This is a genomic window from Chryseobacterium sp. TB1-D10 (genome assembly GCF_059803555.1).
Window position 1 is genome coordinate 113,109 of record NZ_JAPFHB010000008.1, and the last position, 17,719, is coordinate 130,827.

12 protein-coding genes are annotated in these 17,719 nt (G+C 35.3%); 8 read left to right on the plus strand and 4 right to left on the minus strand.

All coding sequences use genetic code 11. The features are described 5' to 3' along the window. Positions 1-35: 35 nt before the first annotated feature. Both OPU68_RS12285 and OPU68_RS12290 read right to left on the minus strand, forming a co-directional pair. On the minus strand, positions 36-4,052 hold the full coding sequence (locus OPU68_RS12285) for a beta strand repeat-containing protein (protein WP_498474280.1): 4,017 nt from the start codon (positions 4,050-4,052) through the stop codon (positions 36-38). Positions 4,053-4,799: 747 nt separating this feature from the next. Then, positions 4,800-5,849 (minus strand): helix-turn-helix domain-containing protein, encoded by a 1,050-nt coding sequence (locus tag OPU68_RS12290; protein WP_498474281.1) that lies wholly within the window; start codon positions 5,847-5,849, stop codon positions 4,800-4,802. A gap of 597 nt (positions 5,850-6,446) precedes the next feature. Here OPU68_RS12290 and OPU68_RS12295 point away from each other — a divergent pair. The 3 genes from OPU68_RS12295 to OPU68_RS12305 all read left to right on the plus strand — a co-directional run bounded on the left by OPU68_RS12295 (position 6,447) and on the right by OPU68_RS12305 (position 9,901). Beyond that, positions 6,447-7,862: a helix-turn-helix domain-containing protein gene (locus tag OPU68_RS12295; RefSeq protein ID WP_498474282.1), complete on the plus strand. Its 1,416-nt coding sequence runs from the start codon at positions 6,447-6,449 to the stop codon at positions 7,860-7,862. 379 nt (positions 7,863-8,241) lie between these two features. Then, entirely contained in the window at positions 8,242-9,534 is a 1,293-nt protein-coding gene (locus OPU68_RS12300) for a tyrosine-type recombinase/integrase (RefSeq protein WP_498474283.1), read from the plus strand. Between the two features lie 16 nt (positions 9,535-9,550). Further along, positions 9,551-9,901 carry a hypothetical protein gene (locus OPU68_RS12305; protein WP_498474284.1) on the plus strand — a complete coding sequence of 117 codons (351 nt, stop codon included), beginning with the start codon at positions 9,551-9,553 and terminating at the stop codon, positions 9,899-9,901. A 200-nt stretch (positions 9,902-10,101) separates the two neighbouring features. Here the strand turns inward: OPU68_RS12305 and OPU68_RS12310 are convergent, their stop codons facing one another. Then, positions 10,102-10,368, minus strand: coding sequence for a hypothetical protein (locus OPU68_RS12310; protein ID WP_498474285.1), 267 nt, complete (start codon positions 10,366-10,368; stop codon positions 10,102-10,104). Between the two features lie 136 nt (positions 10,369-10,504). Here OPU68_RS12310 and OPU68_RS12315 point away from each other — a divergent pair, with 136 nt between their 5' ends. Next, positions 10,505-10,786 carry a helix-turn-helix domain-containing protein gene (locus OPU68_RS12315; protein ID WP_498474286.1) on the plus strand — a complete coding sequence of 94 codons (282 nt, stop codon included), beginning with the start codon at positions 10,505-10,507 and terminating at the stop codon, positions 10,784-10,786. Between the two features lie 106 nt (positions 10,787-10,892). After that, positions 10,893-11,600: a hypothetical protein gene (locus tag OPU68_RS12320; RefSeq protein ID WP_498474287.1), complete on the plus strand. Its 708-nt coding sequence runs from the start codon at positions 10,893-10,895 to the stop codon at positions 11,598-11,600. Here OPU68_RS12320 and OPU68_RS12325 read toward each other — a convergent pair. Next, positions 11,487-11,957: an HNH endonuclease gene (locus OPU68_RS12325; protein ID WP_498474288.1), complete on the minus strand. Its 471-nt coding sequence runs from the start codon at positions 11,955-11,957 to the stop codon at positions 11,487-11,489. The genes OPU68_RS12320 and OPU68_RS12325 overlap by 114 nt on opposite strands. Positions 11,958-12,224: 267 nt before the next feature. Between OPU68_RS12325 and OPU68_RS12330 the strand changes: the two genes are divergently transcribed. The 3 genes from OPU68_RS12330 (at position 12,225) to OPU68_RS12340 (ending at position 17,707) form a co-directional block, all read left to right on the plus strand. Further along, the gene (locus tag OPU68_RS12330) at positions 12,225-12,509 is read left to right on the plus strand and encodes a helix-turn-helix domain-containing protein (protein ID WP_498474289.1); all 285 of its coding nucleotides are present in this window, start codon (positions 12,225-12,227) and stop codon (positions 12,507-12,509) included. Positions 12,510-12,694: 185 nt separating this feature from the next. Further along, positions 12,695-16,366: a tape measure protein gene (locus tag OPU68_RS12335; protein WP_498474290.1), complete on the plus strand. Its 3,672-nt coding sequence runs from the start codon at positions 12,695-12,697 to the stop codon at positions 16,364-16,366. 39 nt (positions 16,367-16,405) lie between these two features. Beyond that, on the plus strand, positions 16,406-17,707 hold the full coding sequence (locus tag OPU68_RS12340; RefSeq protein ID WP_498474291.1) for a hypothetical protein: 1,302 nt from the start codon (positions 16,406-16,408) through the stop codon (positions 17,705-17,707). The last annotated feature ends 12 nt before the right edge of the window (positions 17,708-17,719 follow it).

A 17,719-nucleotide genomic window follows, 5' to 3' on the forward strand; every position in this document is an offset into this window, starting at 1 on the left:
ATATATTTATGTATGTTAAAAAAATTATAGATATACTAATCCGGGCAAGCTTGAGTAGTTACACAATGCCAAGCCATAGTAGAGTCTCCTTCTTTCAGGGTATAGATTTTCAGACACTTGTTGGTGGTATCGTACACCATCATTCCTTCTACAAAATTGTCTGCGTCTATACCCACTGGAGTAGGCAATGTAGCAGGATTGCTGTCTGCATCTGAGAATGCTACTCGGTTTGGAACGAAAGCTTTGGTCTTGGATTCCAAGGCAATGTGCCCGCCTTTTCGTATCATAGGCCAGTTGTCTCTATCGTCTGCTCCGGCTCTTCCCAATGCGGAGATTCCTAATTTGGTATCCAGAATTGCGCCCCCCGTATTAAGTCCAGGCTTGTAACAAGCTGTTGTACATTGGTCATCTATACCTACCAGTACAGGCGTACCTACTGGGGAATAGCAATCGTTTACCGCGTCATAGAAGAATGGAAAATATAAACCCAGACCTACATCAGTGGGATCTGATACTTTGGTGTTGTTTACATGGTTGTTTGTTGTGTACCATACAAGCTGGCTGCCTGCCGGAGCAGTTGTCTGGGAAAGCGCCGTAAGATCTACCGTAGGATAGTTACAGCACGCATTGCCGACGACTACTATTCTGCTTCCCGGGCTGTAACAGTTGTTGACAGAATCGTAATAAAATACCCAATAGCTGGTAGGTGTAGATGTTGCCTGCACAATACCCGTGCTAATAAGCGTAGAAGCCGATGGCGTGACAGAGGTGTGCCATTGTTTTACAGAGCCTGCGGGCGCCGTGCCAGCGGAGATCCACAAATTCAGATTAATAGATACAGGATCTGCTACATTACAAGGCGAACATGTTGTGATGGTTACCACTACTGCAGAGGAAGCCGGAGAGTAACAGCTACTTGCCGAGCTGTAGTAGAATGCATAATAAGTTCCCGCTGTTGCTGCCGTAGGAGTCGCATACGCAGGTCCGGTATGCGTATTATTAGTAAACCAAACTAAAGTACTGTTTGCCGGTACCGTTCCTATGTGTGCCTGAGTATTAAGATTTACAGTTGCTGTAGGGCAGTTATTGCCAACACTAGAGTTTACCGCCGGGGTGGAGCCGCCTACCGGACAGGCGTTTACAATTACTTGTACGGCAGATGATGACGTATTACAACTTCCAGCGTTAGCAGCTACCACATAATAATATTGCGTTCCTGCCACTGTGGTGGGCGGCGTGTAGCTGGATGTATTGGCTCCTGAGATCAGTGTGCCACCCGTATTGCTATTTGTTGCATTGCTGTACCACTGGTATGAGGTTGCACCCATAGCAGTTACGGTAAGATTGACAGGTGTTCCGTTGAAAGCCACCGTTTGCGTTGCAGGGGTTACGGATACCGCAGTAGGATAAGCATATACGGTAACAGGAGTACGGGGTGATGAGCTTACAGTTCCACAGCTTCCTGTAACATTTACATAGTAATATCTTGTTGCAAATGCAGTTGTGGTAGGCGGTGTATAGCTCGTCGCAGCGGCTCCACTACTTACGAGAACAGAGGCGCCTCCTGTAGGTGCATCGCTGTAATACCACTGGTAATTGGTAGCCCCGGTAGCACTTACTGTAAGTGCTGTAGCTGTTCCGCCTACACAAAGATCCTGAGGAGTACTGTTTGGCTGAGATGATATGAGCTGATTCACTGTTACACCTCTTACATTGGAGGCAGTAGAGCATCCTGTGGTTGTACTTGTTATTACTACATAGTAATAAGTGGTTCCCGGTGTAGCAGTAGATGGTGTATAGGTATTAGAAGTTGCTCCTGATATGAGAGTTCCACCTATATTGCTGTTGGTAGTATTGCTATACCATTGAAATGTAACATTGCTGGCTACTACTGAGAGTGCCGTTGCTGCGTTGTTCTGACATACTGTTTGTGTACCTGTTGTCTGATTTGTTGTAAACGTGGGATTGGCATTCACGGTTACGGGTGTTCTTGGTGAAGATGTCGCCGTACCACAGGTACTGCTCACCACTACATAATAATATCTTGTAGCAAAGGCTGAGGTAGTCGGTATGGTGTAGGAAGCACTTTGACCCGTAACCCCTATATTGGTAAGCGCACCTCCGGTTGCAGCTGTACTGTACCACCATTGATAGGTAATTGTTCCTGTACCTGTTGCGGCAACAGTAAGAGTTGCTCCGGTACCGTTCTGACAAAGGTTTTGCGGTGTGCTGTCCGGTTGGGTGGTAATTGTGGTTGCAGGGTTTCGGGTGATACCTCTTACATTAGAAGCGGCAGTACATCCCGTTGTAGTACTGGTAATAACAGCATAATAATAAGTGGTTCCCAACGGACCAGACACCGGCGGATCATAAGTTGAAGAGGTCTGACCGCTTATGGGTGTGCCTCCTATGTTACTGTTAGTTGTATTGGTGTACCATTGATAGGTTACATTATTTGCAGCTACGGCTAATATTGCCGGCTTAATATTCTCGCATACCGTCTGTGTTCCTGTGGTCTGATTGGTCGTGAATGTAGGATTGGCGTTCACCGTAACCGAACGAATGTTGGATGTAAAAGTACATCCTAATTGTGTATTTTTTGCAATAACTACATAATAATACAATGTTCCAGGCGCTGAAGTGGATGGTGTGTAGCTAGAATTGGTAGCACCACTGATCGGAGTTCCACCCACAGTGCTGTTGCTGGTGTTACTGTACCATTGGTAGGTAACATCAGTAGCTGCAACGCTTAAAGTAGTTGCTGTTGCATTTTGACATACAGATTCGGAGCCGGGTGTAAGATTGGTAGTAAAAGCAGGCGGTGTAGAACATGGAGTAACCACTAAACATACATTTCCTACAGTATTGTTCAGGTTTGAACTTAGGTTACTTATATTGGCAGCAGAGTTCGTAAATGCTGCCGGATTGCTGCCACAGCTTGCATTAAGCTGTCCTGCGGCATTGGTGACATTTACCGTGATGGTTGCTGTGGTGTTGGCTGCAATAGAATATCCGGATGCGGCAATGGAGGTACCACCTGCAACAGCCGTGGTGCTACCTCCGGTAAGACCTGTAACTACTACATTGGGTGTATTTGCGATGCGAAGACCAGATGGTAGCGAATCTGTAAAGCTGATACCGGATAAAGCAGCACTTCCTGACTGGGTATTGCTTACTGTAAAGGTATAAGTTGCCGTACCACCATCTGCAATGGATGATGGTGATACACCTTTGCTTAAATTGGCTACAGGGTTAATTGTAGGGGAAAAATTATCAAATAAATAATAGACCACATTGTTTACTGGAAGAGAAGTTGATGCTTGACGCCATTGCCCTATGGTCATATATTCCTCTGTACCATCAGCTGTATACAATAAGGTTACCGGAACCCAGGTATTACGGCTTCCTGCTCCATACACAGCAGTATTGCTTGCAGGTATCAGCGTTCTCCTCGTAGAATTCCAACTATTGTATATACCTCCATCATTTGAACTAGCACCAACTGGATTGGTATCAGCGCCCGTAGGCGCAGCCGCAGAAAAACAAAGTCCTATAAAACCTTTTTCAGATGCAGGCAAGTCTGTAAATTGCATACTACCAAAACCTGGAGTAGTACTAGCAACAAACAAATGCATAGTATAGAAACTAATGGAATAAGTAACACCCGCTGTCAGCTTTGCTGATAATCTATTGGTTATATATTCTTTATAATTCTTGTTAACATTTGACAATTCCATAAACCCACCGATATAAGCAGCACCATCCTGGGCGGAAATAGTATTTGAATTAGCATTTATCCTGTAATCTGCGGGATTAGGGGGTCCGTAAAAATAATCACAAGTACCATCGGTAGGTTGTATCCAGCTAGCGGCTCTGTTCATTTGAGAAACTGACGTAGGATATGTTCCCGCAGTTGTTAAAATTTCAAAACTAGGGTTAGAAATGTTTTGCGCGAATATAAAGCCCGAAGACTGAAGTAAAAACAGAAACAACATTACCGCTTTTATCTTAAAAATGCCAGCTGCAGATGCGTATTTATATTGGTTTTTCATATTTTAATGTCTTTTTATACTAATTCTTTTTATTTGAATATTTTTAATAATGTTCTATACCGTTATATAAACCAGTAGATTACAGGTTGAGATGCCATGTGAATTTTTAGTAAACCGATTAAAAGAACTATGAAATATAGTTGCACTCGTGATTGTGCATTTTGCACGAAGAGCCCTTGCGGAAGGATTGGTAGAGATGTTAAAAATTGTTTCATCATTAAGTGTGTGTGTGTGTTTTCATTTCGTTTTTTGCCTATAACTAATGTATCTCATTACAAGATTATATTATAAAAGCAAAACAAATATTCTTATTCAAGAGAGATTGATTACCTCAAAATTAAATTGAATGTAGACTTAGAAAATATTTTGTTCTAATAACCGAAAAAAGAAGGAGAAGTATATATACCTTTTAAAGAACCGTAAGGAGCACAGTCTTCTGCTAAAGAATGGAAATTTTTCATCATTGTATTTTTATTTTTTGTGTTTTATGCTTTTAAATCAATTGAGACTATTTATATACTCTGCTACTGTTAAAAACGCACAAAGAAATATATATTTAGCTGTATAATAAGATGAAACAGTGTGTGCTTTTCAAGAAATTCTAACTGTAAAAAAGCACTGTAAATAAATGGTTATCAATCATTACAAACAAAACATAACTCTATTATTACTCAAAGAAACCGTGAATCAACAATGATACTTCAGAACTGTTTTATTGAATATAGTAACAATTCATGATAAAATATTTTATCCTGGCACAGCCATAATATTTGCAGGGGGTTCCTCTTTGGAGTCTTTCTTCAGATTATGAATAAAATCTGAAGGCGTTATTCCGGTCTCTTTTTTGAACACAACGGCGAACACTTCTCTTGATGAGAAACCACAACTTTCTGCAAGATAACTGATCTTGTACTCTCTGTAAGTTGGATTTTTGGAAAGCACATCCGATATATAACTGATTCTCAAACCATTTATATAATCACTGAATTTTTTACCCTTGTGATACTTGAGGATTTCTGAAAGATATTTTGTATTAGTATCAAGATAGCTGGCTAAATTGGACAAGCTCATATCTTGTTTTATGTAACGTTGCGACTTTTCAAACTTTGCAAACTTTGCAAGAATGTGTTTTATGGTATCATCGGTAATTACTGGTACTCTAGACGACTTTGTTACGACTACATCAGCATCAACAGTTTTTAAATTCTCGGTTTCATTTTCTACCAAATAAGAATAATTTTTTGTAACCTCGATTTCCTCTAGAAGATTATAATAATTTTTCTTTAGATTTCTATTTTCCTTATTCAAATAAAACCAAAATAAAATTGTTAAAAAATACATAATTGCCATGAAAATCAACAAAATTCTTTTTGTATTCTCTGGGAATGAATTCTCAAGATCAATCAATTTCTGTCCGGAAATGACACTGCCGTCTTTCTGAATAATATTTAAATTATTATTTGATCCGGTATTTAAAGTAATATATTTTGGATTTGTATTTTTTCCATATAATGAAGCATTTAAAATGCTTTTATCAATTTTACTAAGATGTTTCGATCCAGCCTGATTTCGAATTTCTTTCATTCTTTCCTTATCAATTTTTGCAACAACTAAAAGATCCTTTGTGAAAATTAAAACCGTGTCTGTGCTAAATCCGTATATGGTATTAGTATCATTTTTTTTCAGGTCTGTGGCCTTTGATAGAATGCTAAAAAATATTAATAGAAAAAGAATGGTAAACCTTCTCCTCAATTGGAGAAGGTTTACTTCTTCATATTTCATCACTTGTGTTTTCATTTTGTGTTTTTAATTCAAAATTTATTGCTAAACGAATATGTATTTTGATATAAACTTCATCAATATTAAAAGAATAAAATTTATAATGCAATTACAATATGGAATAAATGCTGAATTATAGTAATGATAAATGACACATATAAAATATAATTTATTTTAATCATTTTACAAATAAGAACTATTGAATATCAAATGCTTAGATATAAATTTCAATAGCATTATAACTGAAAAAATGCTTGTTTAAGTTGGCACAAAGCAAATCATATTTTTATTTTTGACATAATTGTAATGATAATGCATTAATCGTATTAAAATTTTAATACAAACAAAAAACATTACTTTATTTTTTTATATAGGATTGAAAATACATCAGCTTATACCTTAAAAAAAACACTTATGAATCTGAAAAAAATACTTTTTTTACTCTGCTTTTTCATATTCTTCAAGAGCTACTGCCGTACTAATAATTTCTCAGAAATTGAAATTATTAATAAGTATGTGACTATAAAACCTAATGACATTAATGAAATAAAGAAACTTTATCTATACTCCAAAAGCAAATTTTATAAAAAAGGTATTTTAGTAGGCTTACTAGAGATGCAAAAATACTACCTGAAAACCGGTCATTATTTTATATCATTGCAATTCAGCCATTCTGCAGAAGATCTGGCAATGAGGATGAAAGACAACATAGCTTTGAGTTCCATATATCTTTGCAGAGCGCAAGCTTCTTCCATATTGCATTTCTATAATGAAGCAAAACAAAACCTTCATAGGTCTCTTTTTTTTGGTAATAGAATAAGTAACCAGACAGAGAAACATTTGCAACTGTCTAACGTGTATGCAAATTTTGCAGGAGTGTACGATGGAAATGAAAATGCCAACGATTCTATTTCTTATTACTTACAAAAAAGCTTAAACGTTATAGAAAGTACTCCAACCAATAAATTAACGGAGTTACAAAAAAGAAATTACTACAATCTTCTCATGACGGGATATATGAATATGGGAATTTTATATACCTATATTTTGCAACCTGCCAAATTAGAAAAAGCTGAGCCTTATTTTAAAAAAGTGCTGGAATTTTCGAAGAAAGAACCTAAGTATTTTGAACCTTCTGATTTTGAGACTTATAAAGCCATAGGAGTTTTCTACAACAAGAAAAAAGATTATAAAAGAAGTTTCGAGTATTTTGAAAAAGCACTACAGATTGAAAAACACAAAAACAATCCCAAGATGCGTTTGGTCATCTATAAAGAACTGAAAGATTCTTACGAATCTCTTGGAAACATATCCAGGCAAAATCAATACTTGAAGCTTTATTCAAACTTAAATGATAGTATTAATAAAATTGATAAAGAGTCTATTATTGAAAACTCACGGCTTCAAATCAAACAATCTATAGAAAATGCAAAACAAAGTCACGAAGAAAGCTTGAGGAAAGTTCTGATTTTTTCTATCCTTTTTTTAACTTTAACTTTGGTTGCCATGTGGGTGTTTTTTCAAAAAGGAAACAGGAAATCCACTGATAATAATGTCATTATTTATCAATTAAAAAAACAACCGGAAGAATTAATATTGACTGAGGAGAATCTAAATTTTGATTTTGAAGAAGATCTGGACCACAAAAGCAAAGTAAATATATCAACGGACACAGAAAGAAAGCTTTTAAAAAAACTTGCCGCTTTTGAGGCATCTGAAAGATTTCTCAGAAAGGATTTGAGCCTCACTTCTATGTCTCATCAGAAAAATACAAATCCAAAATATTTATCCGAGATTATTCGAATCCATAAAAATAATAATTTCAATGGTTACATCAATAGTTTAAGAATCAAATACATTATGCGGAAATTAAATACCGACATAAAATACAGAGAATATAAGATCAGCTATCTTGCAGAAGAATGCGGTTACACATCTTCGCAGGTTTTTGTAATTGCTTTTAAAAAAGAAACCGGCGTTACACCTTCTCACTATATTGAAAATCTAAAAGACGAGACTGTGAAAAATTAGTTTCTTTTTCATCGAAAAATATCAAACCAATTTGGAATAAGATAAAATATATTTTATTTGGAACTGAATATAATTCTACTGTGACTGATTAGTAGTTTGATAGATTCATCAATTTTACTATCAAATAAATGAATAGCGAAATACTTCTATAAAAAAATCCTAAAACATTAATAATTAATGAATTAGGATTTAAAAGTTGGGTGCCTAGTGTACCCAAACAATAAAATACACTGAAATATCATACAATTATAAAATACCCTTAAACGCCTTTATATAAAGGCTTTTGTCTTTTATAACATTGCATAAGATATTATACTATTGCAAATTTATCGGGAAAATATCGGGAAAATTATTATCTTTGATTACTTGAAAGTTAAATATGGCATCTGTAAAGTTTTTTGTTCGTTCAACAACCTCGACATCTCAAATCTATCTACGGTTCATTATCGGATTCAGAAATGAGTTTCAAACGAAAACAGGTTTTACAATAAACCTCAATGATTGGAGTAAAGAAAAATCGTTACCAAAACAAACGTCAGCTGAAAACAAACAAATCTCCATTAAGTTAAAAGGTCTCGAAACTCATATTTTAAATTCTTACAACGAAGATTACTCGAAAGGGATTGTTTTCTCAAAAGATTGGGTAGCTGAAAAAATTGATTTGTTTTTTAATCGTGTAGATGTACTAGATGATGATTCTGTCTTTCTCATTTATCTGAAACAATTCATCGATTTCAAAAGAAGTACATCTTCTTACACAGAATGTACATTAAGGAAATACAATAATCTCTCCGACCGGTTCGTCCAATACCAAAAGAAGAAAAAGAAAACTTTTCTAATTCAGGACATTAGCGCAAAAATTTTGATAGATTTCAAAAATTATCTTATTCTTGAATGTAACCTGATGGAAACTACAGCAACAAGATTTATTAAAAATCTGAAAACAGCAATCTTTGATGCCGAACAAAACGGAAAACAAATCCATCACCAAATTCGAGGATTCACTACCGGGACAACCAATACAGAATACAAAGTATTTCTTTCATTTGATGAGATTGAACAAATCAAGGAAGTACAAAGTATTAATACTGATTGGAATATTGCAAGAGACTGGTTGATTGCCGGCTGCTATCTTGGGCAAAGGGTATCGGACTTACTGAGAATGACCAAAAGAATGATTTACACCAAAACCGATTCTGAGGGCAATTCATTTCGTTTCATAGAAATAAAACAGCAAAAGACAGGCGAAAAAGTTGTTATTCCTATTCACGATGAGGTAGAAAATATTCTTAAAAAATACAATGGTGACTTCCCTCCAACATTCGCCACCAACTTCGATTCTAATGCTGTCCTTTTTAACAGGCACATTAAAAAAGTTGCAGAACTGGCAGGCATTCACGAGATGATTAAAGGAAAGGTTTACAATGAAGATAAAAAGAAAAATGAAATCGTAGAGACTGAAAAATGCAATCTAATCAGTTCGCACGTTTGTAGAAGATCTTTTGCAACTAATTTCTATGGAAATAAAATGTTTACAACACCTCAGTTAATGTCGATCACCGGACACAAGACAGAATCGATGTTTCTAAATTACATTGGCAAAACCGCAGATGATTGGGCAATGCAGACCGCAAAAACTTTCAAACAATTATTGAATCAAAAAACATCATAAACTAATTCTAAAAATAATGAGTACACTAACCTTACAGATCAAAAGAGAGTTTCTTGATAAGATTCTTTCAGGCGAAAAAACAGAAGAATTCAGAGAGATTCGTCCTAAGAATTCAAAAAAGTACATTGAGTACGTACAGGCTGAAGATGGCGAAGATGTGCAGCCTATCCAGTACAAGCAAATTCAATTCTTCAACGGTTATGCTGCAGATCGTCCGGAATTAATCATCGAGGTCAAAAAATCAATCATTCAGATTATCGAGGATGAGAATGGCGAAGATATAGTTTACGAAGAAGATGGCCAGGAATATGTAGTTGCACAAATGGTCTACACATTAGGTAAAATTAATTCAAGAAAAAACATTTAATGAACGCTCTAATAAAGTCGCTTTTAAGTCACTTGACAATATCTGATCTCGAAAATTTGATTGAAGAAAAAAAGGCACTCGACCAACCTAAAAAGGCGAATGCCAATGATATTATGAAAAATTACCTAAAGAAGCATTATCTTAAATACAGAAATCCTTTGATAAAATAAAACCGCACTAGAAATGCGGTTTTATGTTTTTTATAACGCTGGGTAAATCACTTCTAATAAAATACATTTTGTGTTAAGGTCCCATCGGCTTCTGGAATTAATCCCATCGCCTGGTGTAGTTTCTGCATAATCATTACTCATTTTATAAAAGTCCTTATGTTCTAAAAACGAGCGAAAAACCAAAACTAATTTCTTACTGTAATCATCACCGAATTTTTGCAAATAGTTTATTAATGAGGGTGCCAGTAATAAACTACTTTTTGTTATCTCAGAAATCTTGTCATTAATATTTTCCATAATAAATTAATTTAGTGTTGCTTTAATAATGTGATAAAATTAAGTAATAATAAATTAAAATACAAGTAATAGATAGTTTATTTTCAAAATAATTTAGTGTTACTATAATTTACGTATCTTTGACAAAAATAATACTATGGAAATTTTAAGATTAAAAGATATTCTTACAGAAAAGAAAATGACAGGCAAAGAACTAGCATCGCTAATTGATGTAACGCCGGCCAGTATCTCAAACATTGTTCAAGGTAATAGTTTCCCGAAGCCTGAGACTCTACTAAAAATTGCAGAAGCTCTAGATATGGACATCAGAGATCTGTTTAATTCAACAAAAGAATTTGAGGAAGCATCTATATATATCAAAATAGAAAACGAGTTTATAAAGATAGGAAAATTGGACATTTCGAAAATTAGAATATAACAGACCTATTTTATCATAATTATAAAATACATTTCAATTATACGGATTACCGTAAATGTATATCGGATTTTAGTGTGATATTTGCAATAATCATAAAAATTATCAAATGGCATTAAAAACAAATCCAGAACCAAAAATGACTATTAACAAATTAGGCGAATATTTGGTAGCAGGTCCGAAGCGACAGAGAAAAATTCTTGAACAATTAAAATATCCAAAAGATAACGCATTTGGTTTCACACCTTATGGAGATGTAAGGGAAGCGATCAAAAAATACTTTATTAATAATTTTGAGGAATCTTATATAAATGACTTAATTTCTGCTCTTGAAGAAAAACTAAATGTCAAAGAAACCGATCCTCGATTAACTGATTGGCAAATTAGTGTTATAGGATCTTCGATCGAAGCGCTAGAAAATGTTTTAGATTCTGCTAATATAAATACCGACTACTTATATGAACAATATGACGGTGGAAATCCAAAACTACTTATTCACGGTGTAGAGATAAGTATAAATCCAGACTTAATAGTTAGATCTAAAGTAAAAAATAAGGATTGTGCAGGAGCGTTAAAAATTCACATTAGTAAAAATTCAAGTATTGATCAAGAAGGCAGCGCATATATTGCTACTCTCTTAAATAACTTTACAATTGATCATTTATGTAATCATAACACTACCGCTAGGAACGAAAACTCTATATCATATGATGTCTTTAGCGACAGTTTTGTGGAAAGTCCTAAAGCATTCAAGAGGAGAATGGAAGATATTGAAGCTGGATGTAAAAACATCAAGGCAATTTGGGATTCTATCTAATTTAGTTTTTCTCAAATGACAGTAGGGACATAGGGTTTGATAATTATCAAGCCCTCTTCCTCCTCCTCCTTTAAAAACAGGCAAAATATGATCTGCATTCCAATTCTCATCATAAACTCCACAATTTCGACAGAATCCAAAATCTCTTTGAAATATCAAATCCCTAATAATGGTTTGATCTCCCTTAATAACATAAAAAGTTAGTAGGGATTTTTTTTGGCAATCTTTAGACCACCACTTTCTTTTATTACCTGTTAATTTGTTTTTGCATCCACAAGAACATAGACCCTTCTCGTTCGAAGGGAAAAGATGCTCCAATGCAAGTCCTTTTTGATATCTCAAAAAATGATTTATCATAGTTATATTCTTTGACCTTAGTAAAAATACATTTTTTTTAAAAAAAACTGCAAAATTAATTTATTTTTTCTGATAAAATTGTTACACAATAAAATAAGTTATTAACAAAAACGTGTTTAATGCTCAAATTTTACTAGTGAACTAAAAAATGCGCAAGTAACTCGCTATGCAATTTCTTGCCAGCGCTTGCAATCTAAGATAATTTTGTTATTCAGAAAAATGCAACAACCAACGAGGTTTTTGCGCTGTATAATCAAATTTATCATTATGACTCAAATACAATTCGTGGGTATCTCGCCTGCCGATCTTGTGAGGGAATTAGAATCATCCTTAATCCCCAGATTGAAATCTGAACTATCGCAAGAATTCCAACCAAAAGAACCGCTTGAGTACTTAAGTATTCCCGAAGTATGCAGCTTACTTAAAGTAGATGCTTCCACTCTATGGAGATGGAGGAATAAATTATTAATAACTGCATATTCTATTGAAGGAAAGATTCTTTTCAAAAGAAAAGAAATCGACGACTTAATAAACAAAAGTGCGCTGAAATGAACATCGTAAATCTAATTATTGAAGCATCAAAAGACAGTAATCTGCCATTTGATGAGATTTTCACTGATCTATACAATTACGGAATTTGTGATGAATTCGGCAATTTAACTGAAGAGTATTTAAACTTTTAATTCCTATTTCTCGGGTAAACGTTCCCAGAACTAATCTTAATTCAACATTATACGATGGATGATATTCTTGATATTATACACAATATTGGTTTCAATGTAGAGGCCTCACAATTGGACAATCTGACTACCACGCTAAGAACCCAAGTTACAGAGATTGGGAGATTAACACAGAGAAATGCCGAGTATGCTCGAACGCTTAGGAGAATGACTTTGGATGAAACCGAAGGAAGAGCGAGGATACTTGCCGAAATGCGTACCAATCAGCGAGCTATTGATGAAAGAAGAAGATCCTTAGAAAACCTAATTCTAACAGATCGTAGATTCAATGATCAATTAATTCGGGAACAAGGTTTGATCGGTGCTTTAACTGAAAGGTTAAGAATTCTACAGCGTCAAAGAACCGCAGCAACTTCAGAATCTGAAGTAAGACGCTACGGTAACTTAATACAACGAGAGCAGGAACGGTTAAATAGATTAAACCGACCAACTGACAGATTACCTGGAATGAATGGTCTTCTAAATACATTGGGACCCATATCGAAACTTCTTCCGGCAGTTGGTGGTGCATTGTCAATCGGAGCGATCGGTTCACAAATATTTGATGTTACAAAGAAATTTGAAGGATATAATACTACGCTGAAAAGTTCTTATGGCAGCTCCGTGCAGGCACAAGGCGCATTCGATAAAATTCAAAAGTTCGCAAAGGAAACGCCTTTTAGTGTAGATGAATTGACCGGGTCATTTATTAAATTGAAAAATAGAGGTTTTGACCCTACGACTTCAGAACTAATTTCGATCGGTGATCTTGCATCATCGCAAGGGAAAGGATTTGATCAACTTACTGAGGCTATTCTTGATGCACAGACTGGAGAATTTGAAAGGTTAAAAGAATTTGGAATCAAGGCGAAGACTGTCGGCGATACCGTAACACTATCGTTCAAAGGAATTGAAAAACAAGTTAAAAAAACAGATCAGGAGGCTTTACGAAATGCTGTGATTTCCTTTGGACAAATGGCAGGCGTTACTGGACAAATGGCGGCTCAATCCAAAACATTAGATGGACAGCTTTCTAATTTGGGTGACACTTGGGATATGGTATTTGATGCCATAGGTAAAAAAGGATCTCCGGAAATAAAACAACTGATTGGACTAGTCAATGAATTGTCTGGCGAGTTTTTAGATCTGGTTAAGAATTCCCCTGCTGATGATTTACGAGATCAACAAAATGAAGTAAATGGCTTAATTGCCGGCATCGCAACTCTTAATAATTTTGAAGGTCAGCGATCAGAATTGATTTCTGAACTTACCGCCAAATATCCTGAGCTGATAAAAGGTATTGATCTCGAAAAAATTTCATCAAGTGAGTTACTTGCAGTACTCGACGGCATCAACCGAGGCTATGAGAAGCGTATTCAATTAGCCGAAACTGTCAGCATTAAAGAAAAGGCACAAGCCAAAGCCAAGTCCGCAATGGACAAAGCTGCCGATATTGTTACAGATGCTTCCTTGCAGGAAAGATTGAAAGAAGTTGATAAAAGTTTGAAATCCAACTATGCTAAAATGTTCAACGAAGCTCAAGGATATCGTGCGAAGGCTGAAGTACTGTATAAGGCTCAGGCTGAAATGATGGATAAGAAATGGACAATTCCTACAGTTGGTCTAAAATCTTTCAATTGGTTAGCTAATGATCTTATTGAAAACACTAATGAAGCGCAAAACCAGAGAAACAATGCTACCAATGCAACTTCGACTGAATCCAAACAAAATGCAGCACTAAAAAAGAGGTATGAGGAATTGAAAAAAACTCTCAAAACTCGATCTGAATACATTGCCAACCTTCAAAAGTTAGATAAAGAGGGAAAATTAGGAGATCAAAAATATCATCTGACAAATGCAGATCGTGAGCAGGGTGAGTTCCTTAATCTTGAGATGCAATTTGGCGAAACGAAAAAAGATTCTCCAAACAAATCATCTGAAACGCCTAAAAAGAAGAAAAAAGAAAAAACCCCGGAGGAGATTGCGTTAGATAAAATAAAAGAAGCTGAAGAAAAAGCCATCGCCGAAGAGCAAAAAAGAAATGCAGAATATATTAAGCTTCAAAATACTAAATATTCTCAGTTAGAAATTAACGCAGTTCAATTTCAGAAACGACTCGAGAGAAATGAATCGTTGCATCAACAGAAACTATTATCCATCCAAATAAACTTTTCAAGACAAAAAATTCCTTATCAGAAAGGTGCTGACAAATCACAATCGCAGGCGAGTATTTCCACTGCTCAAGCATCATTATCTACAATTGCACTTAAAACGAAAGACGATGCTGAAAAAGAAATAAAATTAGCCATTGAAACTTTCAATTCCTTGAATAGTGATCTGTTCGACTTACGAGACGAATCTGATCAAAAAGAATTGCAGAGAATGCAAGACCAGCATCAGAAGAAATTAGCTCTCATCGATAAACAGATGAAAGAAGAAACTGACAAGTTGAAGGATGCTGAAGACACTAAAAATGTCGAATTGACAGCTAAAATAATTGACAACATACGTTTATTGTCGATGAAAAAAGCCGCCCAAGAAAAAAAGAATGACGATGAGGAAAGTGATAAAAAGTTTGAATTTTTTAAAGAGAAAGTCGAAGCTCAGGCAGAACAACAAAAAGAGGCAATTGACGCCTGGACCGAAAACCAAAAGGCAGAATTTGGCATTAAGGAGGAGCAAAACAGAAAACAAAACGAGGCTGAAATTGACAGGCTCAAAGAATCCGGAAACAACAAAGAAGAATTGGCCAGAAAACAGGCATTAGCATTTCTCTACATTGAGTATGAGACTCAAAGTAAACTGTTAGCCAGAATGGTGGCAGACGGAAAGTCTACGAATGATGAACTGAAAAAACATCAGAAAAAAGTTGATGATGCTGCGAAAAAAGCTGACGATGCTAATAATGACAAAAAAAAGAAAACTGGACTATCGGAAGAAACCAAGGCTTACTTTGAATTGGGTAATACTGCGGTAGAAACCGCACAAACAATCATTTCCGCTTTTGAAGGTCAAGTTGATAAAGAGATTGAACTTCGTGAAAAATGTGTAAGTAGGGCGCAGGAAATCGCTGATCGTGGAAACGCTGAAGCATTACAACTTGAAGAAAAGAGACTTGACAAGGCTCAAAAAACAAAAGAGAAGTTCGCAAAACAACAGGTGGCGGTAAATCTCATCATGCAGGCATCAGCAACTGCACTAGCAATTGCCGAGGCAGCAGCGGCATCGGGAGGTATCGGTGCACCCGCAGGAATCGCAATTGTTTTGGCGGCGTTGGCTGCGGGATTTGTTGCAGTAAAAGGTTTTACAGCTGATACTCCCGCATTCAAAGATGGTGTTATCGGCTTCAACGGCAAAGGTACCGGGACATCCGATAGTAATATTGTAAGAATCTCTAATGGCGAAAGTGTAATCACCGCCAAAGGGACTATGGAAAATAGAGAAATACTAGAAGAGATCAATAAAGGGAAAATTTTTAAAACACCAAATTTCCAGGTTATGACTGCCAAACTTGAAGCTATTAGAAGTCCGTCTGACTCTGATATAAAAAATGACCTCAAGAATATTGAAAAGGCAATAAAGGAAATAAAACTGGTTCAAAATGAGTCCAAAATTGAATTCGACAGAAGAGGAATACTTGCAATAACACAGGAATTGCAAATTGTAGATCGTAAAAGACAGAATTTATAATCTTCAGATTCACAATTACAAGCATAGTTCGAACAAATAATGCTAGATAATACCAAGTTTTCTGTAACAGATACACAAATGATAAACAGGATGTTATTGCATCCTGATTTTGTTGTGTGCAAGCCGAAAACTAATTATTATCATTCCCTAAAACATAAAGATTTTGGAGTAATACTGAGCTTGGACTTTCGCAAGGCGGTAGAGAACGGCAAAGTGGTCGGATATGGATATTTGGAAATCAATGTGAGTCCACATTATCATTTCAACCAATATAGACACAATGGTAATGATTTCACGCCCGAAAACAGCATTAAAACTGTTTTTGATATTCTTACATATCTAGGAATAGAACCGCAGGAATATGACCGCTTAAAAGTTGTAAATATTGAATTTGGTATCAATATTATTCCAGAAACCAATATCAAAAACCTCATTAATGGAATATTATTTCACAAGAAAACCGTTTTTAAAACTGGCATCTTTCCTTATTTTAAAAAAACAGAAGCAACCTCTTACAAACAAATAAAGGCTTACGCCAAAGGTTTGCAGTTCTTAGAATTTCCACACTACAAAATTGATCCGAATACTTTTCGATTTGAAGTTAAGAGCAAACAGGCAAAAAATATTACAAAATATGCAATCAGGACAGCTGACGACCTCATCAAAACCAATACTTACAAAACACTAAATCAAACGTTACTAGATGAATGGGAAAATGTCTTGATCATCAATCAAAATCCTAATCTGAGCCACTTAAAAACTACAGAAATAGAATTTATCCAGAGAGCAAATAAAATTGATTTTTGGAAAGATTTAATTGATCCTAAAAATCGAAATAAGTTCAGCAGATATAAAGAAAAATATTATCGAATTCTTGCATCTGAAAATAATCTACATCACCTAATTAAGCTGCAAATTATTGATAAGCTGATTTCATTTCAAAGTGGTGCAAATTCCACACAGGAAAATTCCATTACATCAGAAGAAATAAAAACAGACCAAACTGATCCGAATAGGATAAACTTGGAATTTGCACCACTGCCAATAAATAATAGTAATTGTTTAGTAACTGGATTGGATATTTCGATGCAGAAAAAAGGCAGCAAATATTTATGCTACTCCGGGTTGAAATACTACAAAGAAAATGACCCTCAAATTTATTTGCACTTGGAGAAATTATACTTGACTAAAAAAATGAAGCTTCGAGATATCGATAGTCAAATTTATTATATCGCCCACAACATCCGGAATAGAAAAACGAATGAAGTTCATAATCGTGAACGGTTTGAAAATAGGAATTATAGTAAACAACAACTACAATTAAATTTTAATAATATATAATATTGCTTTGAT

What these genes read in the sequence shown, in the direction of transcription:
- OPU68_RS12285 (WP_498474280.1), bottom strand. Translation starts at nt 4,052, where the DNA reads ATGAAAAACCAATATAAATACGCATCTGCAGCTGGCATTTTTAAGATA.
- OPU68_RS12290 (WP_498474281.1), bottom strand. Translation starts at nt 5,849, where the DNA reads ATGAAAACACAAGTGATGAAATATGAAGAAGTAAACCTTCTCCAATTG.
- OPU68_RS12295 (WP_498474282.1), top strand. Translation starts at nt 6,447, where the DNA reads ATGCAAAAATACTACCTGAAAACCGGTCATTATTTTATATCATTGCAA.
- OPU68_RS12300 (WP_498474283.1), top strand. Translation starts at nt 8,242, where the DNA reads ATGGCATCTGTAAAGTTTTTTGTTCGTTCAACAACCTCGACATCTCAA.
- OPU68_RS12305 (WP_498474284.1), top strand. Translation starts at nt 9,551, where the DNA reads ATGAGTACACTAACCTTACAGATCAAAAGAGAGTTTCTTGATAAGATT.
- OPU68_RS12310 (WP_498474285.1), bottom strand. Translation starts at nt 10,368, where the DNA reads ATGGAAAATATTAATGACAAGATTTCTGAGATAACAAAAAGTAGTTTA.
- OPU68_RS12315 (WP_498474286.1), top strand. Translation starts at nt 10,505, where the DNA reads ATGGAAATTTTAAGATTAAAAGATATTCTTACAGAAAAGAAAATGACA.
- OPU68_RS12320 (WP_498474287.1), top strand. Translation starts at nt 10,893, where the DNA reads ATGGCATTAAAAACAAATCCAGAACCAAAAATGACTATTAACAAATTA.
- OPU68_RS12325 (WP_498474288.1), bottom strand. Translation starts at nt 11,957, where the DNA reads ATGATAAATCATTTTTTGAGATATCAAAAAGGACTTGCATTGGAGCAT.
- OPU68_RS12330 (WP_498474289.1), top strand. Translation starts at nt 12,225, where the DNA reads ATGACTCAAATACAATTCGTGGGTATCTCGCCTGCCGATCTTGTGAGG.
- OPU68_RS12335 (WP_498474290.1), top strand. Translation starts at nt 12,695, where the DNA reads ATGGATGATATTCTTGATATTATACACAATATTGGTTTCAATGTAGAG.
- OPU68_RS12340 (WP_498474291.1), top strand. Translation starts at nt 16,406, where the DNA reads ATGCTAGATAATACCAAGTTTTCTGTAACAGATACACAAATGATAAAC.